Source organism: Aquamicrobium lusatiense, from assembly GCF_014201615.1.
GTDB lineage: Bacteria > Pseudomonadota > Alphaproteobacteria > Rhizobiales > Rhizobiaceae > Mesorhizobium > Mesorhizobium lusatiense.
On the sequence record NZ_JACHEU010000004.1, the window covers coordinates 181,171 to 204,853 of the forward strand.

The window sequence follows — 23,683 nt, forward strand, 5'->3', positions numbered from 1 at the left end:
GAATGAGTGCGAAGGATATTGGCGGCGTCGCGCCTGCCGCGTGGCTTGCCCTGAGCGGTCTGGTTGTCGTCGTTGCCGTACCCTTCGCCGCGATCGTCCTGCAGGCGATCTTTCCGGAACTGGGAGCGGGCTCCTTCGCCAGGCCCTTCTCCCTGCTTTCGCAGACGCTGGGCGACGTGCGCCTGCTGAGAATGACGGGCAACACCGTTCTTCTCGGCCTGTGCGTCGTCATCGCATCCGCGTTGCTCGCCATTCCGCTGGGCGTTGCGCGGGCGCTCTACCGCATCCCGCTCGCTCCGGTGTGGGATGTGCTGCTGCTCGTTCCCTTCATGATCCCGCCTTATATCGCGACGCTCGGCTGGATCATGACGCTGCAACCGCGCGGTTATATGGAGCAGCTTTTCGGCTTCAACCTGACGCCGGTTCTGTTCTCGCTTTTCGGCATGACGCTGGTCATGACCTTCAACACCTTTCCGGTCGTTTATTTCGCGGTATCGCGCACCGTCGAGGCCATCGGCCTGCGCTATTCCGATGTCGGACGGGTTTTTGGCGCCACGCCGGCACGCGCCTTCTGGCGCATCACCCTGCCGCTTTCCGCTCCGGGTCTGGCCGCCAGCCTGCTGCTCGTCTTCGCCGCGGCAATCGAGGAATACGGCACGCCCGCAGCGCTTGGCCGCCGCGCCGGCTTCGAGGTGCTCGTCACCGGCATCGACACGCGCGTCGGCGACTGGCCGATCGATCTGCCGGGGGCGGCCACGCTGTCGCTGGTGCTCGTCATCATGTCTCTCGCCGCGTTCCTGCTGCAACGCTGGATCCTGACGCGGCGCTCGTACCAGACGGTTGGTGGCAAGCCGCAGAATGCGGAAAAGCGCGAGCTTGGCCGTCTTACCATTCCGGTGATGCTGATGTTCGGCATCGTAGCCTTCCTGTCCACCGGCGTGCCCATGCTGGCCATTCTGGGCACGGCGCTTTCGGGCACCATTTCCGGCGGTCTCGCCTTCGACAACCTGACGCTGCGCCACTTCGCGGATGTGTTCGGCAACTCGGCCGGAGCGCTCGGCGCATTGACCAACAGCCTCACGCTCGGGCTGGCGACGGCGGTGCTGACCGGCCTGATCGGCGTGGTCGCCGCCTATGTCGTGGTCAAGACCCGCATCCGGGGCCGCGCCCTCATCGACATCATGACCGTCCTGCCCAATGCCTTGCCGGGCATCGTGGTGGCGGTTGGCCTCATTCTGGCGTGGAACATGCCGGGGCTGCCGTTCACGCCCTACAATACGGGCTTCATCCTGCTGCTGGCCTATTGCTGCATCCTGCTGCCGCAGACGGCGCGCTATGCCACGGCCGCCTTCCTCCAGATCGGCGACAATCTGGAAGCGGCGGCACGCGTGGCGGGTGCCTCCGGCGCGGTCGCTTTCCGGCGCATCCTGCTGCCGCTCGTGTTTCCCAGCCTCGCTTCGGCCATGCTGCTCGTCTTCGCGCTCGCCTCGCGCGAACTGGTGGCTTCGATTGTCGTGGCGCCCGTCGGCATGCAGACCATCTCAACCTTCATCTGGCGTCAGTTCGAGCAGGGCTCGGTTGGGCTTGGCATGGCCATGGCCTTCGTCACCATCATCCTGACGACCCTGCTGCCGCTCCTGTTCCTGATGCTGCTGCGGCGTGGCGGTCTGGTACGGGAGTAAGAGCGCCGCGCAACTCCGGGAGGGTTGCTTCCTCCGCACACAGCACGATCCCTCGCCTGCATGTCCTTGTATCGCGGGGGCGATACGGGATAGGTGTCATGAAGCGCCTGCTAGGCGCGCATGATGCATAAGCGGACGGAAACGGGCATGGCTGACAAGAGCTTTTCAATCGAGCGCGCGATCGATCAGGGCGTCGGCCGCGAGCCGGCCGATCTGGTGCTGAAGGGAGGCCGCTTCTTCGATCTCGTCACCGGCGAGCTGGTGGAAGGCGACATCGCCATCTGCGGCGACCGCATCGTGGGCACCTGCGCGAAGTACGCGGGCGTGCAGGAGATCGACATTTCCGGCCGCATCGTCGTGCCCGGTTTCATCGACACCCATCTGCACATCGAATCCTCGCTGGTGACGCCGCATGAATTCGACCGCTGCGTGCTGCCCTGCGGCGTGACGACGGCGATCTGCGATCCGCACGAGATCGCCAATGTGCTGGGGCTGGATGGCATCACCTATTTCCTCGACAGCGTCGCCGAAACGGTCATGGATATTCGCGTGCAGCTTTCGAGCTGCGTGCCGGCAACGCATCTGGAAACCTCGGGCGCGGAGCTGACGGTCGACGACCTTCTCCCCTTCGCCGACCATCCAAGCGTGATCGGTCTTGCCGAGTTCATGAATTTTCCGGGCGTTCTGGCCAAGGACCCCGGCTGCATGGCCAAGCTGCAGGCGTTTCAGGGCCGCCACATCGACGGCCATGCGCCGCTGGTGCGCGGCTACGACCTCAACGGCTATCTGGCCGCCGAAATCCGCACCGACCATGAGACGACCTCGGCCGAGGAGGCGTTGGAAAAGCTGCGCAAGGGCATGCATGTGCTGGTGCGCGAGGGCTCGGTGTCGAAGGACCTTGCCGCGCTGATGCCGATCATAACCGAGCGCAATTCGCCTTTCATCGCTTTGTGCACCGATGACCGCAACCCGCTCGACATCGCCGATCAGGGCCATCTCGACTACATGATCCGCACGGCGATCGCGGCCGGGGTCGAGCCGCTCGCCATCTACCGCGCCGCCTCGATCTCGGCCGCCCGCGCCTTCGGGCTGAAGGATCGCGGGCTGGTAGCGCCCGGCTGGCGCGCCGATCTGGTGGTGGTCGATTCACTGGAAAGCTGCCGCGCCGAAATCGTGCTGTCGGCAGGGCGTGTCGTCGGCGACGATCTCTTCGCCGCGCGCAAGCCGGTCGCCCCCGTCGGCCGTAACAGCGTCAGGGCCCGGCGTGTGGCAGCCTCGGATTTCCGCGCCCGCTCCAACAGCGGCCGCACCCGCACCATCGGCATCGTTCCGGGCCAGATCATCACCCGCGACCTCGAATTCGATCTTCCGGTCGGCGAAAACGGGGTTGGCATCGATCTCGCCAATGACGTGGTCAAGGTCGCGGTGGTCGAACGCCATGGCCGCAGCGGCAACATCGCCACCGGCTTCGTCAACGGCTTTGGGCTGAAGTCAGGCGCGATCGCCTCGACCGTCAGTCATGACAGCCACAATATCTGCATCGTCGGCTGCTCGGACGAGGACATGGCGCTGGCCGCCAACCGGCTTGGCGAAATCGAAGGCGGCTTCGTGGTGGTGCAGGATGGTAAGGTTCTGGCGGAGCTTGCCCTGCCGGTTGCCGGACTGATGAGCACGGCCAGCTACGAAACGGTGCGTGACGAACTGAAGACGCTGCGCGCCGCTGCCTTTGCTCTCGGCTCGACGCTGGAGGAGCCGTTCCTGCAACTCGCCTTCATCGCCCTGCCGGTGATCCCGCATCTGAAGATCACCGACATGGGGCTTGTCGATGTGAACCGCTTCGAACTGATCGGCACCTGAGCGGTCGCCTCACCCTTGCGCAATTCGCAGCGATTGCGGAGAGGCAAACCGGAACCATCGTGTTCCGGTCTTGTTGCGTCAGAAGCTGTTTCGCTCGTGATATGTTCTGAGGAACGCCTGAATGCGCGGATCTTCAGGGTGATGGAGGATGCGGGCAGGGGCGTCGACGCCGACCAGCTCGCCCTTCTCCATGAAGGCCACCTGATCGGCGACATGGGCGGCAAAGCCCATCTCGTGGGTGACGACGACCATGGTGATGCCTTCCGAGGCCAGCGCCTTCATAACGTTGAGCACTTCGCCCACCAGTTCCGGGTCGAGCGCCGAGGTCGGCTCATCGAACAGCATCAAGCGCGGTTCCATGGCAATGGCGCGGGCGATTGCCACGCGCTGCTGCTGGCCGCCTGACAGGCGCGAGGGATGGTTGGCCATCCGGTCGGCCAGACCCACCTTGGTCAGCGCCTCGGCGGCGCGCGCCTCGGCCTCGGCCTTCTTCATGCCGCGGACGCGGATCAGGCCCTCGGCCACGTTCTGCAGGGCCGTCATGTGCGGCCACAGGTTGAACTGCTGGAACACCATGCCGATGGAGCGGCGCATGTCGCGCAGCTTGCGCCCGCTCATCTTCGCGCCGCCGGCGGTCTCGTAGCCGATCAGCTTGCCGTCGATGAGAACCTCGCCGGAATCATACTCTTCCAGAAAGTTGATGCAGCGCAGCAGGGTGGACTTGCCCGAGCCGGAGGGCCCGATCAGACAGGTCACCTTGCCGGGCGGGATCGACAGGTCGATGTCCTTCAGCGCCTGGAACTTGGAGTAGTATTTGTTGACCTTGCGGATCTCGACGGATGATGCGGCAATCATCTTACGTCCTTTCGATGAGGTAACCGGTGATGCGCTTCTCCAGCCGGCGGCCAGCGCGCGAGATGGTTTCGACCAGCGCCCAGAAGAACAGCGCCAGCGCGAGATTGGCTTCCAGATAGCGGAAGGTCTCGGTGGACATGCGCTGTGCCTGGTACATCAGCTCGGGAACCGTGATGATCGACAGGATCACCGTTTCCTTGGTCAGGATGATGGAGAAGTTGACGAGGGCCGGCAACGCCGAGACCAGGCCGATAGGCAGCAGAATGCGGCGCACGATGGTGGCCTCCGCCATGCCGATGGCGCGCGCCGCCTCGATCTGGCCATGGGGGACGGCCTGAAAGGCGGAGCGGAAGATTTCAGCGAAATAGGGGCTGCCATAGATGGTAAGGCCAAGAATGCCGGCGGGCAGCGCATCGAGGCGCAGGCCGACCAGCGGGCCGCCATAATAGAGCACGAACAGCTGCACCAGAAATGGCGTGCCGCGGATGACCTCGATATAGGCCTGCATTATCCAGCCGACCGGGCGTGGCGCATAGCGCTGGATCAGAGCAATGACGAGGCCCAGCACCATGCCGAAAAGCGTGCCCAGAAGCCAGCAGAGGATGGTGAGGCCAAAGCCGCGCAGCAGCATTGGCCCATATTGCTGAAAGATGCTCCAGTCCATCAGACGGCCATCCTGTGTTCGAGATAGCGGCCGAGCGCGGCCAGGAACAGGTTGATGAGGAGGTAGATGCAGGCCGCAGCCAGATACACTTCCAGCGGCCTGAAGGTGGTAGCGGCCTGCGCCTGGCTGGCGCGGGTCAGTTCCAGAATGCCGACGACGGAGACCAGCGACGACACCTTGACCAGCAGGATCAGCTCATTGATGAGGGCCGGCAGCGACAGTCTCACGGCCTGCGGAAGAATGATGCGGGTCCAGATGTCGCGCGGTCCCATGCCGATGGCAGTGGCGGCTTCGGTCTGACCCTTCGGCAGCGCGTTGATGGCGCCCCGCCAGATCTCGGAAATATAGGCGCTGGCGCAGACGCCGATCGTGACAACGGCGGCGACCATTGCCGGCACGTCGATGCCGATGACGGGCAGCAGGTAGTAGAACAGGAGCAGTTGGACAAGCAGCGGCACGCCCCGCAGGAAGCTGACCCACAGACCGGCAAAGCGGCGCAGCCATATCTGCTTTGAGAGGGCAGCGGCACAGATCAGGGTTCCAATGACGAGCCCGAGGGCGATGCCGAGCACGGAGATCAGCAACGTGTAGCGGGCTGCCCAGAAGAGGGGCCCGAAACTGTCGAGGAAAGTCTGGAAGGAGAACATCGCGGCTCGCCAGTGGTGAGGGCAGACAAGATCATTTCATCAATTCACAGAAACGATCTGTTTGTTGGTTATCGCATTTTGCAGCGCCTGAGTTTTCGTTCGGCGCGCAAAATGCGCAAGGCAATGCGGGCGAGGCAAGCCCCGCCCGCATCTCAGAACTTACTTGGTGGGGACTTCGAGCGGCAGCTCGGTGTAGCTGCCCAGCCACTTCTCCTGAATGGCCTTCACGCGGCCGTCCTTGGTCATCTTGATGACGGCGTCGGCAATGGCCTTGGAGAAGCTCTCGCTGTCATCGCCCTTGCGCAGCACCCAGGCGAAATAGGTCGGCTCGCCGAAGGAGGCCGGCTCGAACAGGGCGAAGGTCTCGCCGCGGTTCTTGACCAGATAGGTGAGGTTCGGCAGCGAGCCGGCGACAGCGTCGAGGCGGCCGGCCGCGAGATCGGCATAGGCTTCGTCGGTGGTGCCATATTCCTTGACGGTCACGCCGCCGAGCTTCTCACCGAAGGCCTGCAGCTGGCGGAACTGAGCCGTGCCCTGCTGGACGCCAACGGTCTTGCCCTTGATGTCTTCGGGTTTCTTCAGCTCGGTGTTGTTTGCGGCGCGCACCAGCGAGACGGTAGCGTCGGCGATCGGCAGGGTGAAGGTGTAGCGCTCGATACGCTCAGGCGTGATGGTCACGGGAGCGATCACGATGTCGAACTTCTTGACCTCGAGGCCCGGCAGTTCGGCCGTCCACGGAATATCCTGATAGACCGGCTCGACGCCGAGTTCCTTGGACACTTCGTCGAACAGGTCCTTGGTCATGCCCTGATAGACGCCGTCGATCAGCATGTCGAAGGGAGCGTAGTGCATATCGGTCGCGGTGACGATCTTGCCGGCGGCCTTGATGTCGGCGAGCTGGTCAGCGCTGGCGGGAGCCGCCAGAGCCATCAGCGCGATGCCGGCGAGCGCCGACTTCAGAATTCTGGAAAGTGTCATTTCGTTCTCCTTGCTGGACGGTTATGTCGGGAGTTCATGAGAATGAGCGCAGCGGCTGCTTCCGGTGGATGCAGTGTCCGGTATCTGCATTTTCATGCGGCTGCCGGGCATTTGCCTCTGCTCTCATGCGCGTGAGTCCGTGACCTCGTTATTGTTCATTTTTCAACGTGTTACCAGTCACCCGGACACGAAGCCTGCCAAAGTCTAACTGGCCCGTCAGGCCAGCATATTGCCCGAGATGATGATACGCTGAATCTCGCTCGATCCCTCGTAAATTCGCATGATGCGAAGATCCCGGTTGATACGCTCGACGGGAAAGTCGCGCGTATAGCCGTAGCCGCCATGCAATTGCAGTGCGATGTCGGCAATTTTTCCCGCTGCTTCCGACGCGCCGAGCTTGGCCATCGAGGAGGCGAGCGAAAAACGTCCGCCATGCTCGTGGGCAAGGCCGCGCTGGCGTGCGGCCTCCTGCGACAGAAGCAGGGCCGAGGAGTAGGCGATGCCCATGTCGGCGATCATCCAGCGTATGCCCTGGCGATCGGACAGCGCCATGCCGCCGATGACGCGGTCCTTCGCGTAGACGATGGCGGCGTCCATGGTTGCCTTTGCCATACCGAGACACTGGGCGGCGACTTCGATGCGGCCATTGTCCAGCACCTGCATGGCGGTACGGAAGCCCTTGCCTTCTTCGCCGAGCAGGGCATCGTGCGGGAGCTGGCAATCGAGATTGAGGGTGAAAACGTGGCCGCCCCTGAGGCCCATGGTCTTCTCGGGCAGGCCGGCTTCGAGCCCCGGCGTGCCCTTCGGCACGATGAATGCCGAAATGCCGCGATGCGCCTTCTCCGGATCGGTCACGGCGTAGACGATGATGAAATCCGCCACGCCGCCATTGGAGATGAAGCACTTGGTGCCCTTGAGGTGCCAGCCGCTTTCGGTGCGCCGCGCCCGCGTCTTCATGTCGGCGGGATCGGAACCGGCGGTCGGCTCGGTCAGCGCGAAGGCGGCCAGCGCCTCGCCCGCGGCGGCCTTGGGCAACCATTCATGCTTCTGCTCCTCAGTGCCGCCGATGAGCACGGAATCTGTCGCTAGATAGTGCGCCGTCAGGGCCGAGGCGGTCGAGCCGCAGGCGCCGGCCACGATCGATACGGCCCGCAGCAGGGCAGGGGCGGAAATGCCGCCGCCGCCATAGGCTTCCGGCAGATTGGCGCCCATCATGCCCGCTTCGCCGAGCGTGGCGAGCTGCTCATGCACGAAGCGCGACGTCTCGTCGGTCTCGGCCGCAAGCGGCGCGATCTTGTCGGCGCACATCCGTTCCAGAACCTCGCAGAACATGCGCTCCTCTTCGGACAGCATGTGCCAGGGATCGTCAATCTGCGTCATGCGCGTACTCCAGTCCAAATTCCTTGAGAACCGCCTCGATATCGCCGCCGAGACGCGGCGCGGAGGTCGGGCTGACGGGCTTGTCGCCGTCGAAACGTACGGGCTGGCCGACAACCGGCGCGCGCCCGAGAACAGGATGCGGCAGCTCGCTGACCAGACCGCGCGTCGAGGCATGCTCGTTGTTGGCGGCCTGCGCGATGTCCCAGATCGGCGCGGTGGGCAGGCCCTGTGCGGACAGCGCGGCGACGGCTTCCTCCGTCGTCAGCGTGCCGGACCATTCCTCGATCAGCGCGCGCAGGGCGGGCTCGTTCTCCGTGCGGCTGCTGTCGCTGGCGAAGCGGGGATCGGCTGCGATCTCCGGCTTGCCGATCAGCGCCGCCAGACGCTGGAACTGGCCGCCATTGAGCACGGCGATGACGACCTGCCCGTCGCTGGTGCGGAAGCAGCCGAACGGCGTGGAAAGCGGATGGCGGTTGCCGACCCGGCCGGGCATGACGCCATCGTAGAGATACTGGGCGTGGCTGGTCGTCAGCATGGAGAAAAGGGCGTCATACATGGCGACGTCGATCGTGGCGCCCTGTCCGGTCGCATTGCGCTGCACCAGGGCCGCCATGATCGACCAGCTTGCGAACAGGCCGGCGATGAGATCGGCCACGCTTTCGCCGGTCTTGAGCGGCGCGCCGCCTTCCTCGCCGGTCGAGGCCATCAGGCCGGACATGGCCTGCACCACCAGATCGTAGGCGGGCAGGTCGGTGAACGGCCCCTGCTGGCCGAAACCGGAAATCGAGCAGTAGATGAGGCGCGGATTGGCGGCGCGCAGCGCTTCTGCGCCAAGGCCCAGCCGCGCGGCGACGCCGGGGCGGAAGTTTTCCACAACAACGTCGACGCGGGCGGCCAGCTCCTGCGCGAGCTTCAGATCGGCCGGCTTCTTCAGGTCGAGCGCAAGGCTCTGCTTGCCGCGATTGTTGAGGGTGAAGAGTGCGCTTTCGCCTTCTTTGAACGGACCGATGTGACGATAGTCGTCGCCGGCCGGCGGTTCGAGCTTGATGATCTGCGCGCCGAGATCGGCCATCAGCGCAGTGCAGTAGGGACCGGCCAGAACGCGCGAAAGGTCAAGGACCCTGATCCCGGAAAGCGGCCCGCTCACAGACAGCATCCCGGCATGAAGGCGGCGCTTTGCGCCAATACGGCCATGGCAGTCTGGCTTGTCGCCAAAACGAATTCGGGCATGTCAGCCTCCCGGTGCGGGCTGCGCATACGTGGCCGATGCGGCAGCGAAACTCTGTCGGGTCTGGATAGCCGGGACGCCTCTCGGGCGTCCTCATCATTCTCCTCACCCTGACCGACCCTAACAACAACTCCACCTCTATGTCTATACTTATATTGGGTCTATGTATAAACTTATTTAGGGGGAAGGCTTCACGCCCAATGGCGCTGAACAGGGGGCGCTGAACAGGCCGCTGGGAGCGAGTGGGACAAAGTGTTGCGCGTAAAGACAGGTGGAGGAAACGCGCCACATCGGGCATGAGATCGAACCGCAACCGATTCCGGTTTCCGGACCTTTACAGAAGGTTGCAAGGTGACAGGAGCATGAGGCTGGCATGATCGACAAGCCGTTGGGATCGACGTCGCCGAAAGCGCAGAATATCGCCAACGAGGTGCGCCGGCGTATCGTCGAGCGCGAGTGGAGGCAGGGGGAGCGCATCCCCGATGAAGCCGACCTTGCCATCGAGTTCGATGCAGCGCGGGCAACCGTCAACAAGGCATTGCAGCTTCTGGCGGACGAGGGACTGCTTGAGCGCCGCCGCAGGGCGGGCACCCGGGTCACCATCAATCCCGTCCGCAAGGCGACGGTGACGATTTCCATCGTGCGTGAGCAGGTGGAGCAAGCCGGCAGGGTTTATGGTCACAGGGTGGTGGCTCTGCGCCACAGCCCCGCGCCCCCTGCCATCGCGGCCAGGCTCGGCCTTTCGCCGGGCAAGGTTCTGGTGCACATGCGCGCGGTGCATTATGGCGACGGGCAGCCGTTTCAGCTCGAAGACCGCTGGATCAACACGGATTCCGTACCCGAACTCAAAACCTTCGATTTCTGGCAGCTCAACGCCAATGAATGGCTGGTGCAGAACGCGCCCTATCTGGGCGCCGAGTTGACCTTCAGCGCGGCCAACGCGGATGCGCGCGAGGCGCGATTGCTGCAGACGCAACCGGGACAGGCATTGCTGATCATGCACCGCACGACATGGAACGATCTCGGGCCGATCACCACGGTTCGGGTGGCGTGCCAGCCGGGACATCTCATCAGCACCGAAGGAATTTACCATCGCGGCAGCTGGACGCCGGATGAAGGCAGCGCGCCGGCCGTCTGAATTCCGGCGCGGCTGCAACTTCCCGTTTCCGTTCAGTGTGACAGGAGTACGGGCATCACGAGGTTGTTGAGGACGCCTTCCGTAGCGCCGCCAAGCACGAAGTCGCGCAGACGCGAATGTCCGTAGCCGCCCATGACAAGCAGCTGGCACCCGCGCTGAAGGGCTTCCTGCTGAAGCGCCTCCGCGATGGGACGGCCCTGTGCTTTCACGGTAGAGGCCGTGGCATTCACGCCTCGCTGGCGCAAAGCCGCCGCAAGGCGCTCTTCATCGCCTGCGTTTTTCAGCGGCTTTTCGTCCACCACGGTGATGACGGAGACGGCGGAAGCCCGTTCGAGGAATGGCCGCGCATCTGCCAGGGCCCGCGCGGCGACACGGCTGCCATCCCAGGCTATGGCGATGTTGTCGAAAGCGGAGGGCTTCGTCGTTTCCGGCACAAGGAGGGCGGGTCGGCCCGAGCCGAAAACCACCGCCTCGGCGGTGGCGCGCGCGGTCTGGTTTCCTGCATCCAGCCCGACGAGGCTGAAATCATAGTAGCGAGCCTGCTGCGCGGCGGTTTCCGCCAGCAAAGGAAGGGCCACGGCAATCGTCTGAGCGTCGAATTCAGCCGCCGCTTTATGAGCGTTTTCCCGAAGCAGGTCGAGCAGATGCTCCCCGCGACGCCGGCTTTCCGCTTCGGCCTGCCTGATCAGGTCCGGAGTGTTAAGCAACAGCTTCGACAGCGCCGTCGAGACATTGGGAATGCTGACATTGATGGCAAGCGCATGGATGCCCGCGTCCATGCCTGCCGCGATCGCGGCAACCTGTCCGGCCAGCCCGTCTGCATTGGCATCGGGATGCGTGACGAGAGGAACGAAGAGCTGCGTTTTCAAGCTGGTTCTCCTTTGTCGTCGCGCCGTTTTTCCCGAACGGAAAACGGCATCATTCCGCTTTTTTACGCCGCAATGGCAAAAGCCGGGTTGATCCAGCGCAAACGTAGCCGCTTCTGCCTCTCCGGTGCAGCAGGAATTTCAGGTTTCCCGCGACCCTTCCTGCGAGAGGAACCAGGCAACGAGTTCAAAGGAGTTGCGCACTGCCGCTATCCTGCAGAGCCGCAACCTGTGCGTTTCTATGGTGCGGCGGGAAAGGCCAAGCTCCCGTGCGATTTCCTCGCTCGTCTTGCCCTGCGCGATCAGTGTGAGGATCTGGCGCTGGCGATCGGTAATGACGGCCATGGTCTGCGACACCGGCCGGTTCATCGGCTCGAAGCAATAAAGCGCGTCGGCGAAAGGATCGCTGGCATGGCGGGATTTCCCGTTGACGCTGCACCAGAAGGTGCGGCCGTCCCGGCTCATCATGATGCGCTCGTCGTAATAGGTCTTGCCGCCGGAAAGATGGGTGCCCCACATATAGCCGGTACGGATGAAGTCCGCGATCTTCGGGTAGAGGCGCGAGAAGCTCTGATCCACCAGTTCGGCGCGTTCATAGCCGAACAAGGATGAAAACTCGCTGTTGCAGTCGCGGATGATGCGATGCGTGGCATGAACCATCGGCAGCGGGATGTCATCCAGCCTGAAGGTGGTGGTGCCGGGAACCAGATTGGTCGGTGGTCTGGGGCTCATTGCGTATAAATACGACATGGTGCGGGTCCCGCAAGATGGCGCGGGCAGCAGGCACACATCGCGATACGCCTTGAGGTTTTGCCCCCGAGCTTGCCGTCCGAAAATGATTCTCATTTTCGGACTGCTTGGCCGGGTCTAGCCGACGATGGTGGCTTCCGTTGCGGCACGCAATTCCGCTTCACTGACGCCGGCTGCGCATTCAACGATCTTCAGGCCGCCGGGCACAACGTCGAGCACGCCCAGATTGGTGATGATGCGGTCAACCACGCCCTTGCCGGTCAGCGGCAGGGTGCAGGCTTTCAGAACCTTGGTTTCTCCGGCCTTGTTGGTGTGGTCCATGACGACGACGACGCGGCCGACACCGGCCACCAGATCCATGGCGCCGCCCATGCCCTTGACGAGCTTGCCGGGGATCATCCAGTTGGCGAGATCGCCGTTCTCGGCCACTTCCATGGCGCCGAGGATGGCCATGTTGATCTTGCCGCCGCGGATCATGGCGAAGGAGGTGGCGCTGTCGAAGAAGGCCGTCTGCGGCAGTTCGGTGATCGTCTGCTTGCCAGCATTGATCAGGTCGGGATCTTCCTCGCCCTCATAGGGGAAGGGGCCCATGCCCAGCATGCCGTTCTCCGATTGCAGCGTGACCTCGACGCCTTCGGGGATGTAGTTGGCCACCAGAGTCGGAATGCCGATGCCGAGGTTCACATACCAGCCGTCCTGAAGCTCACGGGCGGCGCGTGCCGCCATCTCGTTGCGATCCCAGCCAGCCATCAGACCGTCTCCCTCTTGCGGGTGGTGCGCTGTTCGATGCGCTTCTCATGCGGGCCCTGCACGATGCGGTGCACATAGATGCCGGGCAGGTGGATGTGGTCGGGCTCGAGCGAACCGAGCGGCACGATCTCCTCAACTTCCGCCACGCAGACCTTGCCGCAGGTGGCAGCGGGCAGGTTGAAGTTTCGGGCGGTCTTGCGGAAGATGACGTTGCCGGAGGGGTCGGCCTTCCATGCCTTCACGATCGCCAGATCGGCAACCAGTCCGCGCTCCAGAATGTAGGTTTCACCATCGAAGTCGTGGTGTTCCTTGCCTTCGGCGATCACGGTTCCCACGCCAGTCTTCGTGTAGAAGCCGGGAATTCCGGCGCCGCCGGCGCGCATGCGTTCAGCCAGCGTGCCCTGCGGGTTGAATTCGAGTTCAAGCTCTCCCGCCAGATATTGCCGCATGAATTCGGCATTCTCGCCGACATAGGACGAGATCATCTTTTTGACCTGCCGGGTTTCCAGCAGAACGCCGAGGCCAAAGCCATCGACGCCGGCATTGTTGGACGCAACGGTGAGCCCCGTGACGCCGCTGTCCCGGATCGCCGCAATCAGCAATTCGGGAATGCCGCAAAGGCCAAAGCCACCCGCCGCAATCAGCATGTCGTTTCGCAAAAGCCCGTCGAGCGCCGCACGGGCATCGGGATAGATCTTTGTGTGTTTCATGAAACCTCCCAGTCCTTCAGGCGAGTGTTCCGGGCATAGCGGAGCCTCACCTGCATTCCAGGCTCACAATCCTTTATCAGGCCGCTCTCGGGAATACGTAAAAATACGTAAGAGCGCTTCGGTCCGGCGTCTGTTTGGCCGGGCAAAACTGAAGAGCCCGGCCCGGCCATGCAACCACCTATTCATGCTGTCCCGAATAGGCCTCGGGGCAGGCGATTCCTTTGGTTCAGGAATTTCCATTGACAAGATATCTATAAATTATCGATGATATGCAAAAGAAGGGACGAGAATGGGTCGGGTACAAAGCAGAGCATTACCTATTGCGGTCATCGACACGCAGGCGAGCGAGGAGCCCGGAAATATCGGAATCGGGCCGGTCGTTTCGTCGGCGCATCTGGCGGCCGGACGCTCCCCCGCCCTGTCTGAAGTCGAATATGGGCTGATGATTGCAACCAGCGCCTTCAACCGCTGGATGGTCCGCTGCATGGCGGCCTCCGGCCAGCCGGGCCTTTCCTCCACGGAAGTGGCCATTCTCCATTCGGTTGCCCATCGCGGCCGGGAAAAGCGGATGGCCGACATCGCCCTGGTGCTCGACATCGAAGATATTCATGTCGTCTCCTATGCCGTGAAGAAGCTTGAGGCGGCCGGGCTCATCAAGACGCGCCGTGCCGGCAAGGAAAAGATGGTGGAGATCAGCGACGCCGGCTTCGAGGTCTGCCGGCGCTACGGACAGCTGCGTGAAAAGCTGCTGCTGGACATTGCCAGCCAGGCGCGCATTCCCGAATCCGAGCTGTCCCATCTCGGCTCTCTTCTGCGGATGCTTTCGGGAACGTACAATCAGGCTGCGCGGGCCGCCGCCACCTTCTGAGGATTTTGATGTCGCTCCCTGCTGCCAATGATCTGCTTCGGGTCGAGGGTCTTTCGGTGAATTTCGGGGAAACCCGCGTTATCGATGATCTCAGCTTTTCCGTCCGCGCAGGCCGCACCACCGCTATCGTCGGAGAGAGCGGTTCCGGCAAATCGGTCACGTCGATGTCGATCATGCGTCTGGCCGACATGGCCGGGGCCAGCTACCCGCAGGGCAGAATTCTCTTTTGCCGGGAACAGTCGCAGGTCGACCTGCTGGCCGCCGATCAGAAGGCGATGCGCCGCATCAGGGGCAATGAGATCGCAATGATCTTTCAGGAGCCCATGACCTCGCTCAATCCGGTTTTCACCATCGGTGACCAGCTGGCGGAAGTGCTGATGCTGCATGAGGGAATGACCAGGGCGGCGGCGATGGCCGAGGCGGAGCGGCTGCTGACGCTTGTGCGTCTTCCCGATGCCGCCAATCTGCTGACCCGTCATCCGCATCAGCTCTCAGGCGGTATGCGCCAGCGCGTGATGATCGCCATGGCGCTCGCCTGCCGCCCCAGGCTCCTGATTGCGGACGAGCCGACGACCGCTCTGGACGTTACCGTTCAGGCCCAGATTCTCACCATAATCCGGGAATTGCAGGCCGAACTCGGTATGGCGGTGATCTTCATCACGCACGACATGGGCGTGGTGGCTGAGATGGCCGATGATGTCGTCGTGATGTGGAAGGGAAAGAAGGTCGAGGAAGGCGCGGTCGGGAAAATCTTCGCCGCGCCACAGCATCCCTATACAAAGGTGCTGCTTTCAGCCGTGCCGCGCCTCGGCTCGATGGCTGGCCGGCCGCTGCCGTTGCGCGAAGCCCTCACGGTCCTGGACGGCGACAAGCCAAGGCTCGTAGGCGAAACCCGTGATCAGGATACGGCGGATTATTCCGGCGCGCCATTGCTTCAGGTGCGCGATCTGCTGGTACGTTTCGACATCAGGAAAAACTTCTTTGGCCGGGCGACGCACAGATGCAGCGCGGTCAACCATGTCAGCTTTGACATATATCCCGGGGAGACACTGGCGCTTGTCGGTGAATCGGGCTCGGGAAAATCCACCATAGGCCGGACTATCCAGCAGCTTCAGAACCCTGTTTCGGGTGAGGTGAGGTTCAGCGGAAAACTGATGTCCGCAATGAGCCGCGGCGAGCGGCAGCGCCTGCGCCGCGATGTGCAGTATATCTTTCAGGACCCCTTTGCGTCGCTCGATCCGCGCAAGACCGTGGGTTATTCCATAGCCGAGCCGATCCGCACCCATGGCATTCTGGACAACAATCGCGACATCACGCTGCGGGTCGGCGAACTGCTTGAGCGTGTCGGCCTCCAGCCTTCGATGGCGTCGCGCTATCCGCACGAGTTCTCCGGCGGCCAGCGTCAGCGCATCTGCATAGCCCGCGCGCTTTCATCGAAGCCGCGTCTTATCATCGCCGATGAGGCGCTTTCGGCGCTGGACGTGTCGGTGCAGGCGCAGATCATCAATCTGTTCATGGACCTGCAGAAGGACGAGGGCCTGTCCTATCTCTTCATCTCGCACGACATGGCGGTGGTCGAAAAGATGAGCCATCGTGTTGCGGTGCTCTACACGGGCCAGATCACGGAACTCGGCAGCCGCGCGCAGGTCTTTGAACAGACGGCCCATCCCTACACGCGGCGGCTTCTGTCCGCAGTTCCGGTTGCCGATCCCGCCCGGCGCGTTGAACGCCCGGCGCTGGAAGGTGAAATTCCTTCGACCACACGTGCCGTCGGTGATGAGCCGCCCGTCATTCCGCTTCAGGAAATTTCGCCCGGTCACTTCGTGGCCGAACATTTTGACACCTTGAAATGAACGACAATGGGAGATTCAGATGTCGCCACTTAACATCTTCAGAGCCGGAGCCACAGCGCTTCTGCTGGCCACCACGGCCTTTACCGCTCCGGCCTTTGCCGAGGGCAAGCTGGTCGTGTCTTCGCCGCAGGATCCGGGCTCATGGGACCCGATCGACACCTTTCTCGTGAACTGGGCCTCGGCCGCCACCAACATCTTCGACGGGCTGACCTATCGCGGCCCCGACATGAAGATCGTGCCGGCGCTGGCCGAATCCTGGGAAGAACTGGACGAGGGCAAGCGCATCCGTTTCAAGCTTCGCGCCGGAGTGACGTTCCACAATGGCGAGCCCTTCAATGCGGAAGCCGTCAAGTTCACCTTCGATCGCCTGCTCGGCGATGAGGGCGGGAAAGGCCCGCAGCGCTCGAACTACACCTCGATTACCAAGGTCGAGATCATCGACGACCACACTGTCGATCTGCATCTGGGCGCCCCCGACCCGGTTCTTCTGACCAAGCTTGCCGGCTATGGCGCGATGATCGTGCCGCCGAAATATGTTTCGGAAAACACCGAGGAGTTCTTCAACCTCAATCCGGTCGGCACCGGCCCGTTCAAGTTCGTCTCATACGATCCCAAAGTTTCGCTGAAGCTTGAAGCCTTCGGGGACTTCTGGGGCGACAAGGCGAAGGTTTCCGAGCTCGAATATCGCTTCATCACCGAGCCGGCGACCGCTGTTGCGGAACTGCAGGCAGGCCGTGTCGACGTCGTCATCCCGCCGACCATTCCGGTAGCCATGGTGCCGACCATCGAGGCCGATCCAAATCTGGAACTGGCTTCGGTAACCTCGCCGACCGTCTGGGCGCTGCGCTACAACACGCGCGACGGCATTACCGCCGACGTGCGTGTGCGCAAGGCGCTGATCATGGCGGTCGACCGCGAAACCATCGTCAAGGAAATCCTTGGCGGACAGGCCGATGTGATCGCCAGTTTTCAGAGCCCGCTTTCCTTTGGCTACGATCCGGAGCTGAAGCCTCTCCCCTATGATCCGGAAGGCGCCAAGGCGCTGCTGGACGAAGCTGGCGTCAAGCCCGGCGCGACCGTGCAGATCGACGTGCGCGGCAACGACGCAACCTTCGGTGAGGTCGCACAGGCCGTTGCCGCCTATCTGTCGATGGTCGGCGTTACCGCGACCATCCAGCCGATCGAGCTGAACACCATGCTGAACGACATCATCCCGCAGGGCAAGACCGGCGCGATGTTCCAGCAGGGCTGGGGCGGCTGGACGTTCGATTACGACAACACCGCCTACGCGATGTATCACACCGGCGAAAAGTGGAACCCCTACGACAGCGACCCGAAGCTGGACGAGCTGCTGGAGAGTCAGCGTCCGCTGACAGACCGCGCAGAGCGGGAACGCATCCTGAAGGAAATTGCCGTTTATGCGGCGGATCGGGTCCTTGAGATGCCGCTTTACAACTCCAAGGCGCTCTACGGCATCAACAAACGCGTGAAAAACTTCGACCCGGCGCCGGACAATCGTCTGCGTCTCAATGCAGTTGAAGTCCAGTAATGAACTTTGCCCCCGGATACTTCCGGGGGCATCCCAAAAACAGGTGACGACCCGTGATCGGCTTTATTCTGAAAAGACTTCTGCAGGCGGCATTCGTGGTCGTCGCGGTCAGCCTTGTCGTGGCCGTCGCCATCCGCATGACCGGCGATCCCGCACTGATGATCTCTCAGGGCGCGACGAACATCACCGAGGCGGATCTGCAGCGCATTCGCGAGGGGCTGGGGCTCAACGAACCCTTCGTGGTTCAGTATGCCAACTCGCTCATCGGCCTTCTGACATGGAACTTCGGCAACAGCTTCGTCGGGGGCACGCCCGTCAACATCCTGATATCGCGGGCGCTTCCGGCCACCCTGATGCTGGCCTTCACCTCGCTGCTGCTCTCCATAATCATCTCGGTTCCGCTCGGCATCAGGGCTGCGGTTTCGAGGGGCAAATGGAGCGACCAGCTGATACGCATCTGCTCGCTTGTCGGCCTGTCTTTCCCGAATTTCTGGCTCGCGACGATGCTGGTTCTGCTGTTCGCGGTCACGTTCAGGCTGCTGCCGCCTTCCGGCATGTCGGGCTTGGAAAGCTTCATCATGCCCACGCTCACCATGGGGATCATCCTGACGGCGACCAATGTGCGGCTGGTGCGGACCACCATGCTGGAAACGCTCAATTCGCAATACATCATGGTCGCCCGCGCCAAGGGTCTTTCCGAAAACAAGGTGCTCTACAAGCACGCGCTGCGGAACTGCGCGATCCCGCTCATCACCTATTTCGGGCTTCAGTTCGGTGGTCATCGAGCGCGTTTTCAACTGGCCGGGCATGGGCACTCTGGCTTTCGATGCCGTGGCCGCGCGTGACTACCCGGTGCTGCAGGCCGTCATCATGATCCTCTCGCTGATGATCGTGCTCGTCAATCTGATCGTCGACATCGCCTATGGCTTCGTCGATCCCCGTATCCGCAAGGAATGAGCGCAATGGCACGTCTCCTTCGCTCACAGGCACTGCAGCGTTTCGCCTCGCTGGAATTCGTGCTTGGCGCCGTTTTGCTCATCGCGATAGCCGGCACGGTCATTCTGTCCGGCTGGCTGCTGCCTGACCCGACCAAGATTTCACTCTCGTCGCGCCTCGTGCCGCCGCTGGTGAATGCCGCGCATCCGCTCGGAACGGATGCGCTGGGCCGGGATATTCTCGCACGCGTTGCCAGCGGCGGCTGGATTTCGCTGCAGGTGGGGTTCATTTCGGTTGCCGGCTCCGTCGTGCTGGGCGTCGCCATGGGGTTGGTGGCTGGCTATTATCGCGGCATCTGGGATATGATCTTGATGCGCTTTGCCGATGTGCAGCTGGCGCTGCCCTTCATCCTGCTTGCCATCACCTTCGTCGCGATCGTCGGCGGCTCGATCACCAACACCATCATCCTGCTGATTGTCAGCCAGTGGGTGCAATATGCGCGTCTGGTGCGCGCTTCCGTCATGTCGCTGCGCGAGCGTGAGTTCGTGCTGTCGGCCCGCGCCATCGGGGTGGCGGACCGCAACATCATCATGCGCCATCTGCTGCCCAATCTGCTTGGCCCCGTCGTGGTGCTGATGACGCTCAATGTCGCCAACAACATCCTGCTCGAAAGCTCGCTGACGTTCCTTGGACTTGGGGTCGATCCCTCGATTCCCTCATGGGGAGGGATGCTGGCGGAAGGTCGCACCTATCTGCAGACCGCATGGTGGATTTCCGTGGTGCCGGGGCTCGCCATTCTGCTGACCGTGCTCGGCCTCAACCTGCTTGGCGACTGGCTGCGCGACCTGCTGGACCCCACCGGGAGAACGAGCCGTTGATCCTCTTCGAGAAGACCTTTTCCTCCACGCTTCGCGAGCTTGCCGAAACGCTTTCCGCCGCAACGGTGGAAACGTGGACCTTCGACGATCTGCCAGCCCGTCGCGCCGCCGAAGCCGCTTTTTCAGCGCGCGGCGTCAGCGCGAAATGCCGGTCGGCCTACAAGCCTCTGGTGGTCGCCTTTCGCGACGAAATCGACACAGAAGCGCTCGTGCGGGCCGACATCGTGTTTCCCCGGCATCCTCAGGCGGGTCCCCGCCGGTTTCTTCTCGAAACCTATCCGCTCGTCGCCATGTTCCCCGAAATCCTTTTCTCCTTTATGGAAGGGCCGGAAAGCGATGACTTGCCGGTATACGGCGTCAGGCTGACCTACGCCGACGGCCGCGTGGAAGATCTGTCCGTCACCGCTCCCAATCGCGTGCATGAAGATTATGCGGGCAACGCGGCGCTGTCGCCCTGCGGGTGGCTGCGCATCGATGGAACAGAGCAATCGCTCGACACGGACTATGAGCAGATTTTTCATCAGACGATGGAGGCACTTGCTGGGGGCAATTGGAAGAAAGAGCCGTTCTTTCAGGAACTGTTCATCGGCGTGTCACTGCCGGCCAGCGACGAAGACCTCGGGGTTGGCGATGAGGTTCTGTCGTTGCGTGAAGCGCTGCATGAGGACTTCTATTTCTCGGCTCTCGAACTGCTGGCGAAGTTTTCCGGCCGTCCTGCAGGATACCGGGATTTTCAGCCGGGACAGATCGTGCCGGATATTCGTCAGGGCGAGAAATTATCCGTCACAGTGGAGCTGCGCCCTTATGATGCGGCTTCCCGTTCCGATCACATCCAGGATCTGGAAAGTGCGGGACGCGCGCTGTCGCAGGTGCAGATCGCGGCGGAACTGGAGAAGATACCGGGCCGGCGTTATTTCGCACGCTCGGTAGCCGGACGTGAAATCGCGGCGGTATATCATCCCGGCACGGATCGTGGCGTGATCATTTCCGCGGGCCAGCACGCCAACGAGACCTCCTCGCCGGTGGGCACGCTGCGCGCGGCTCACCGTCTCATGGGGCGTTCAGGCGCGCATTTCGCGTTCTGTCCTCTGGAAAATCCCGATGGCTATGCGCTTCATCAGCGCCTGATCAGAAACAATCCCCGCCATATGCACCATGCCGCCCGCTACACCGCGCTGGGCGACGATCTTGAATACCGCACAGGCGAGGTGCTGTTCGAGAAAGCAATCCGTCTCGAAGCGGAAAAGCTGCTGCCGGCTCTCCTCCATCTTAATTTCCACGGGTATCCCGCGCATGAATGGACGCGTCCTCTGTCGGGCTATGTGCCGCGCGGGTTCGAAGTCTGGACCATTCCGAAAGGCTTCTTCCTCATCATGCGCCATGGCGAAGGCTGGGAGAAGGCGGCGCGCAAACTGATGACGCAGGTCACGGCGCGCCTCAATGACGTGCCGGGCCTGCGGGCTTTCAATGAGGCCCAGATTGCCTTGTTCGAGCGCCATGCCGGGGAAACCGGCTTTGAGATCCTCAACGGTTTTCCCGTGATGATCTCTCAGGACGACCGCCACCGGCTGCCCATGACCCTCATCACCGAATATCCGGACGAAACCGTCGAGGGCGATGCGTTCCGGGCAGGGCATGAGGCACAGATGGCGACGGCGCTGGCCGCTTACGACGCCCTGCAGGATCTTTCCCTGGACCTGTTTCCCTCGCCACTGGTCGCCTGAGCGGAAGCGGCAACGGAGTTCTTTTGCGATGACGATGATCGATCTCAACAGCGATCTGGGCGAAAGCTTCGGCCCCTGGCCGATGGGCGACGATGATGCAATGCTCGCTCTGGTGACCAGCGCCAACATTGCCTGTGGTTTCCATGCAGGCGATCCCGCCGGCATTCTGCGCAGCCTCCGCTCCGCGGCGGAGCGGGGCGTCATCGTCGGCGCCCATATCGGCTATCGCGATCTCGTCGGCTTCGGGCGCCGCAACATGGAGCCTTCCGATGCCGAGCTGTTTGCGGACAGCATCTATCAGATCGGCGCTTTGCAAGGCCTTGCCAAAGCTGCGGGAACCCGCGTTGCCTATGTGAAGCCGCATGGTGCTCTTTACAATACGATGGCGCATGATGCCCGGCAGGCAGCCGCCGTCATCGCCGCCATCAAGGCACTGGACCCCGCCCTGCCGCTGATGGCGCTTTCAAATGCGCCGGTGGTTGCGCAGGCGCGGGCGCAAGGCATCACCGTGATCTGTGAGACATTCGCCGACCGTGCCTACATGGCCGACGGCTCGCTGGTTTCGCGTTCGCGTCCAGATGCGGTGATCCACGATCCGAAGGAGATTGCAGGTCGTATGTTGCGCCTCTTGAGGGAGGGGCTCATCACGGCAGTCGATGGCACCGATATCAGGCTGGAGGCGCAGTCCATCTGCGTCCACGGGGACACGCCCGCGGCTGTGGCGATCGCCCGCAGATTGCGGGCTGACCTCACGGAGGCGGGCATCAAGCTTGCCTCGTTCATACGCTGAGGCCGGAGTGGCAAATGCGCTTTCTTGCAGCCGGGCTGGAGGGTATTCTTGTCGAAACCGAAGACCTTGAACAGGCCCTTGCCCTGTTCGACAGCCTGCGCGTTGCAAAGCTGAAGGGCGTGGCGGAGCTGGTGCCGGCGGCACGTGCGGTGCTGGTGCGGTTCAATCCCTTGTTCGCAAGCAGAGCGGGATTGCGTGAAGCCATCGCCGCGATGGAACTGACGTGCACGGAAACATCGCCCGGCCAGATGGTCGAGATACCTGTCGTCTATGATGGCGAGGATCTGGCGGAGGTGGCCGCGATCCTCGGCTGTTCCGAGGCGGAAGTGATCCGGCGTCATACCGGGGCCGTGCACACGGTGTCATTCACGGGCTTCGCGCCCGGTTTCGCCTATATGAGCAGCGACGATCCGGGGTTGGATGTTCCGCGCCGCAAATCACCACGCGTGCGCATTCCGCGCGGCTCCGTCGCGCTCGCCGGCCGGTTCAGCGGCGTCTATCCGACCGAAAGCCCCGGCGGATGGCAACTGATCGGGCGCACCACCACCCGCATGTGGGACCTCGCGCGGGAGCGTCCTGCCCTGCTGGTGCCCGGCGACCGGGTGCGCTTCCGTCAGGTCGAGGCCGGCGACGCAATCATTGTTCCTGCCTTGTCCCGGGCCGCGACGGCAACGGTGAAGACGGACGCCTGTGTGACGATCTTGCGCACGGAACGCCCTTTGATGCTGGAGGACGAAGGCCGACCCGGACAGGCGTCGCAGGGCGTGTCCGGCTCGGGCGCGCTGGATCGGGCCAGCTTCCGCGCGGTAAACGACGTTCTTGGCAATGCGGCCAATGCACCAGCGCTTGAGATTGTCTTCGGAGGCGTTGAACTTCGCGCCGACAGGCCTGTCACGCTGGCCATGACCGGCGCGCCCTGCAAGCTAGTGCTGACCGGCAATGACGGGCGCAGGATGGTTCTGCCGACAGGCCGGGCTTTTGCGCTCGATGCGGGAGATATTCTCGATATCGGCGCTGCCGGTCAGGGCATGGTCAGCTACCTCGGTATCCGCGGTGGCTTTACCTGCGATCTGGTGATGGGATCGGCTTCCCGCGATATGCTGGCCGGCATTGGCCCCGAACCCGTTGTGGCCGGTGCAACGCTTTGCGCAGCGCCCGGCCCGGCCCGCGCCGTCAGTGCATATACGGTTCCGGCCGCAGCGCTGCCGAAGAAAGACGAGGCGACCACCGTGGATATAGTCCTGGGGCCACGCGATGACTGGTTCACCGACGCGGCATTGCAAACTCTGACAACGCAGGACTGGCGCGTAACGCCTGAGGCAAGCCGGGTCGGCAAACGGCTTTCCGGTCTGTCGCCTCTGGAGCGTATCGATGCGGCCGAATTGCCGTCAGAGCCGACCGTGCCCGGTGCGATACAGGTGCCGCATAGCGGCCAGCCTGTGGTCTTTTTGGCCGATCATCCGGTGACAGGAGGCTATCCTGTGATTGCTGTGGTCGCGCGCTACCATCTCGACCTTGTGGCGCAAATCCCGCCCGGCGCGTCGATCCGTTTTCATCCCGTCAGCGAGGATCATTGAGCA

At 62.8% G+C, this 23,683-nt stretch carries 20 protein-coding genes and 1 pseudogene; 11 read left to right on the top strand and 10 right to left on the bottom strand.

The window, feature by feature from the left end; all coding sequences use genetic code 11:
- The first annotated feature begins 2 nt into the window (after positions 1-2).
- Together HNR59_RS17875 and ade are read left to right on the top strand one after the other, a co-directional pair.
- Positions 3-1,682: an ABC transporter permease gene (locus HNR59_RS17875; RefSeq protein ID WP_183832392.1), complete on the top strand. Its 1,680-nt coding sequence runs from the start codon at positions 3-5 to the stop codon at positions 1,680-1,682.
- A gap of 147 nt (positions 1,683-1,829) precedes the next feature.
- Entirely contained in the window at positions 1,830-3,539 is a 1,710-nt protein-coding gene (gene ade, locus HNR59_RS17880) for an adenine deaminase (RefSeq protein WP_246374823.1), read from the top strand.
- Positions 3,540-3,617: 78 nt separating this feature from the next.
- On the opposite strand, the gene HNR59_RS17885 is transcribed toward ade, so the two are convergent.
- The 6 genes from HNR59_RS17885 to HNR59_RS17910 all read right to left on the bottom strand — a co-directional run bounded on the left by HNR59_RS17885 (position 3,618) and on the right by HNR59_RS17910 (position 9,210).
- On the bottom strand, positions 3,618-4,394 hold the full coding sequence (locus tag HNR59_RS17885) for an amino acid ABC transporter ATP-binding protein (protein ID WP_183832394.1): 777 nt from the start codon (positions 4,392-4,394) through the stop codon (positions 3,618-3,620).
- Position 4,395: 1 nt separating this feature from the next.
- The gene (locus HNR59_RS17890) at positions 4,396-5,058 is read right to left on the bottom strand and encodes an amino acid ABC transporter permease (protein WP_183832395.1); all 663 of its coding nucleotides are present in this window, start codon (positions 5,056-5,058) and stop codon (positions 4,396-4,398) included.
- Positions 5,058-5,705 (bottom strand): amino acid ABC transporter permease, encoded by a 648-nt coding sequence (locus HNR59_RS17895; protein ID WP_183832396.1) that lies wholly within the window; start codon positions 5,703-5,705, stop codon positions 5,058-5,060. The genes HNR59_RS17890 and HNR59_RS17895 overlap by 1 nt, the downstream gene beginning before the upstream one ends.
- A gap of 159 nt (positions 5,706-5,864) precedes the next feature.
- Positions 5,865-6,683, bottom strand: coding sequence for a transporter substrate-binding domain-containing protein (locus tag HNR59_RS17900; RefSeq protein WP_183832397.1), 819 nt, complete (start codon positions 6,681-6,683; stop codon positions 5,865-5,867).
- A 216-nt stretch (positions 6,684-6,899) separates the two neighbouring features.
- Positions 6,900-8,063: an acyl-CoA dehydrogenase family protein gene (locus tag HNR59_RS17905; protein WP_183832398.1), complete on the bottom strand. Its 1,164-nt coding sequence runs from the start codon at positions 8,061-8,063 to the stop codon at positions 6,900-6,902.
- Positions 8,050-9,210, bottom strand: coding sequence for a CaiB/BaiF CoA transferase family protein (locus HNR59_RS17910; protein ID WP_343060861.1), 1,161 nt, complete (start codon positions 9,208-9,210; stop codon positions 8,050-8,052). Before HNR59_RS17910 ends, HNR59_RS17905 begins: the two co-directional genes overlap by 14 nt.
- A gap of 454 nt (positions 9,211-9,664) precedes the next feature.
- On the opposite strand from HNR59_RS17910, the gene HNR59_RS17915 reads away from it, so the two are divergent.
- Positions 9,665-10,429 carry a histidine utilization transcriptional repressor HutC gene (locus HNR59_RS17915; protein WP_183832400.1) on the top strand — a complete coding sequence of 255 codons (765 nt, stop codon included), beginning with the start codon at positions 9,665-9,667 and terminating at the stop codon, positions 10,427-10,429.
- 32 nt (positions 10,430-10,461) lie between these two features.
- On the opposite strand, the gene HNR59_RS17920 is transcribed toward HNR59_RS17915, so the two are convergent.
- The 4 genes from HNR59_RS17920 to HNR59_RS17935 all read right to left on the bottom strand — a co-directional run bounded on the left by HNR59_RS17920 (position 10,462) and on the right by HNR59_RS17935 (position 13,505).
- The gene (locus HNR59_RS17920; protein ID WP_183832401.1) at positions 10,462-11,298 is read right to left on the bottom strand and encodes a universal stress protein; all 837 of its coding nucleotides are present in this window, start codon (positions 11,296-11,298) and stop codon (positions 10,462-10,464) included.
- A gap of 138 nt (positions 11,299-11,436) precedes the next feature.
- Positions 11,437-12,045: a PAS and helix-turn-helix domain-containing protein gene (locus HNR59_RS17925; RefSeq protein ID WP_246374824.1), complete on the bottom strand. Its 609-nt coding sequence runs from the start codon at positions 12,043-12,045 to the stop codon at positions 11,437-11,439.
- A 117-nt stretch (positions 12,046-12,162) separates the two neighbouring features.
- Entirely contained in the window at positions 12,163-12,795 is a 633-nt protein-coding gene (locus tag HNR59_RS17930) for a 3-oxoacid CoA-transferase subunit B (RefSeq protein ID WP_183832402.1), read from the bottom strand.
- Positions 12,795-13,505, bottom strand: a complete 711-nt coding sequence (locus HNR59_RS17935; RefSeq protein WP_183832403.1) for a CoA transferase subunit A — start codon at positions 13,503-13,505, stop codon at positions 12,795-12,797. The genes HNR59_RS17930 and HNR59_RS17935 overlap by 1 nt, the downstream gene beginning before the upstream one ends.
- Positions 13,506-13,794: 289 nt before the next feature.
- On the opposite strand from HNR59_RS17935, the gene HNR59_RS17940 reads away from it, so the two are divergent.
- The 8 genes and pseudogenes from HNR59_RS17940 (at position 13,795) to HNR59_RS17975 (ending at position 23,680) form a co-directional block, all read left to right on the top strand.
- The gene (locus HNR59_RS17940) at positions 13,795-14,373 is read left to right on the top strand and encodes a winged helix DNA-binding protein (protein WP_183832404.1); all 579 of its coding nucleotides are present in this window, start codon (positions 13,795-13,797) and stop codon (positions 14,371-14,373) included.
- A gap of 8 nt (positions 14,374-14,381) precedes the next feature.
- Positions 14,382-16,226: an ABC transporter ATP-binding protein gene (locus HNR59_RS17945; RefSeq protein WP_183832405.1), complete on the top strand. Its 1,845-nt coding sequence runs from the start codon at positions 14,382-14,384 to the stop codon at positions 16,224-16,226.
- A 19-nt stretch (positions 16,227-16,245) separates the two neighbouring features.
- Positions 16,246-17,775 carry an ABC transporter substrate-binding protein gene (locus tag HNR59_RS17950; RefSeq protein WP_183832406.1) on the top strand — a complete coding sequence of 510 codons (1,530 nt, stop codon included), beginning with the start codon at positions 16,246-16,248 and terminating at the stop codon, positions 17,773-17,775.
- Between the two features lie 53 nt (positions 17,776-17,828).
- Positions 17,829-18,732: pseudogene (locus HNR59_RS17955) on the top strand (ABC transporter permease).
- Between the two features lie 5 nt (positions 18,733-18,737).
- Positions 18,738-19,589, top strand: coding sequence for an ABC transporter permease (locus HNR59_RS17960; RefSeq protein WP_183832407.1), 852 nt, complete (start codon positions 18,738-18,740; stop codon positions 19,587-19,589).
- On the top strand, positions 19,586-21,313 hold the full coding sequence (locus HNR59_RS17965; protein ID WP_183832408.1) for a M14 family zinc carboxypeptidase: 1,728 nt from the start codon (positions 19,586-19,588) through the stop codon (positions 21,311-21,313). Before HNR59_RS17960 ends, HNR59_RS17965 begins: the two co-directional genes overlap by 4 nt.
- Before the next feature lie 28 nt (positions 21,314-21,341).
- Positions 21,342-22,103, top strand: a complete 762-nt coding sequence (locus HNR59_RS17970) for a LamB/YcsF family protein (RefSeq protein ID WP_183832409.1) — start codon at positions 21,342-21,344, stop codon at positions 22,101-22,103.
- Positions 22,104-22,117: 14 nt separating this feature from the next.
- Positions 22,118-23,680 (top strand): 5-oxoprolinase subunit B/C family protein, encoded by a 1,563-nt coding sequence (locus HNR59_RS17975; RefSeq protein WP_183832410.1) that lies wholly within the window; start codon positions 22,118-22,120, stop codon positions 23,678-23,680.
- Positions 23,681-23,683: the final 3 nt, after the last annotated feature.

Bases quoted from the DNA above. Each gene is read 5' to 3' on its own strand.
- HNR59_RS17940 (WP_183832404.1), top strand. From the start codon at position 13,795: ATGGGTCGGGTACAAAGCAGAGCATTACCTATTGCGGTCATCGACACG.
- HNR59_RS17895 (WP_183832396.1), bottom strand. From the start codon at position 5,705: ATGTTCTCCTTCCAGACTTTCCTCGACAGTTTCGGGCCCCTCTTCTGG.
- HNR59_RS17900 (WP_183832397.1), bottom strand. From the start codon at position 6,683: ATGACACTTTCCAGAATTCTGAAGTCGGCGCTCGCCGGCATCGCGCTG.
- HNR59_RS17885 (WP_183832394.1), bottom strand. From the start codon at position 4,394: ATGATTGCCGCATCATCCGTCGAGATCCGCAAGGTCAACAAATACTAC.
- HNR59_RS17970 (WP_183832409.1), top strand. From the start codon at position 21,342: ATGACGATGATCGATCTCAACAGCGATCTGGGCGAAAGCTTCGGCCCC.
- ade (WP_246374823.1), top strand. From the start codon at position 1,830: ATGGCTGACAAGAGCTTTTCAATCGAGCGCGCGATCGATCAGGGCGTC.
- HNR59_RS17925 (WP_246374824.1), bottom strand. From the start codon at position 12,045: ATGTCGTATTTATACGCAATGAGCCCCAGACCACCGACCAATCTGGTT.
- HNR59_RS17950 (WP_183832406.1), top strand. From the start codon at position 16,246: ATGTCGCCACTTAACATCTTCAGAGCCGGAGCCACAGCGCTTCTGCTG.
- HNR59_RS17905 (WP_183832398.1), bottom strand. From the start codon at position 8,063: ATGACGCAGATTGACGATCCCTGGCACATGCTGTCCGAAGAGGAGCGC.
- HNR59_RS17975 (WP_183832410.1), top strand. From the start codon at position 22,118: ATGCGCTTTCTTGCAGCCGGGCTGGAGGGTATTCTTGTCGAAACCGAA.
- HNR59_RS17890 (WP_183832395.1), bottom strand. From the start codon at position 5,058: ATGGACTGGAGCATCTTTCAGCAATATGGGCCAATGCTGCTGCGCGGC.
- HNR59_RS17930 (WP_183832402.1), bottom strand. From the start codon at position 12,795: ATGGCTGGCTGGGATCGCAACGAGATGGCGGCACGCGCCGCCCGTGAG.
- HNR59_RS17875 (WP_183832392.1), top strand. From the start codon at position 3: ATGAGTGCGAAGGATATTGGCGGCGTCGCGCCTGCCGCGTGGCTTGCC.
- HNR59_RS17935 (WP_183832403.1), bottom strand. From the start codon at position 13,505: ATGAAACACACAAAGATCTATCCCGATGCCCGTGCGGCGCTCGACGGG.
- HNR59_RS17945 (WP_183832405.1), top strand. From the start codon at position 14,382: ATGTCGCTCCCTGCTGCCAATGATCTGCTTCGGGTCGAGGGTCTTTCG.
- HNR59_RS17915 (WP_183832400.1), top strand. From the start codon at position 9,665: ATGATCGACAAGCCGTTGGGATCGACGTCGCCGAAAGCGCAGAATATC.
- HNR59_RS17960 (WP_183832407.1), top strand. From the start codon at position 18,738: ATGGCACGTCTCCTTCGCTCACAGGCACTGCAGCGTTTCGCCTCGCTG.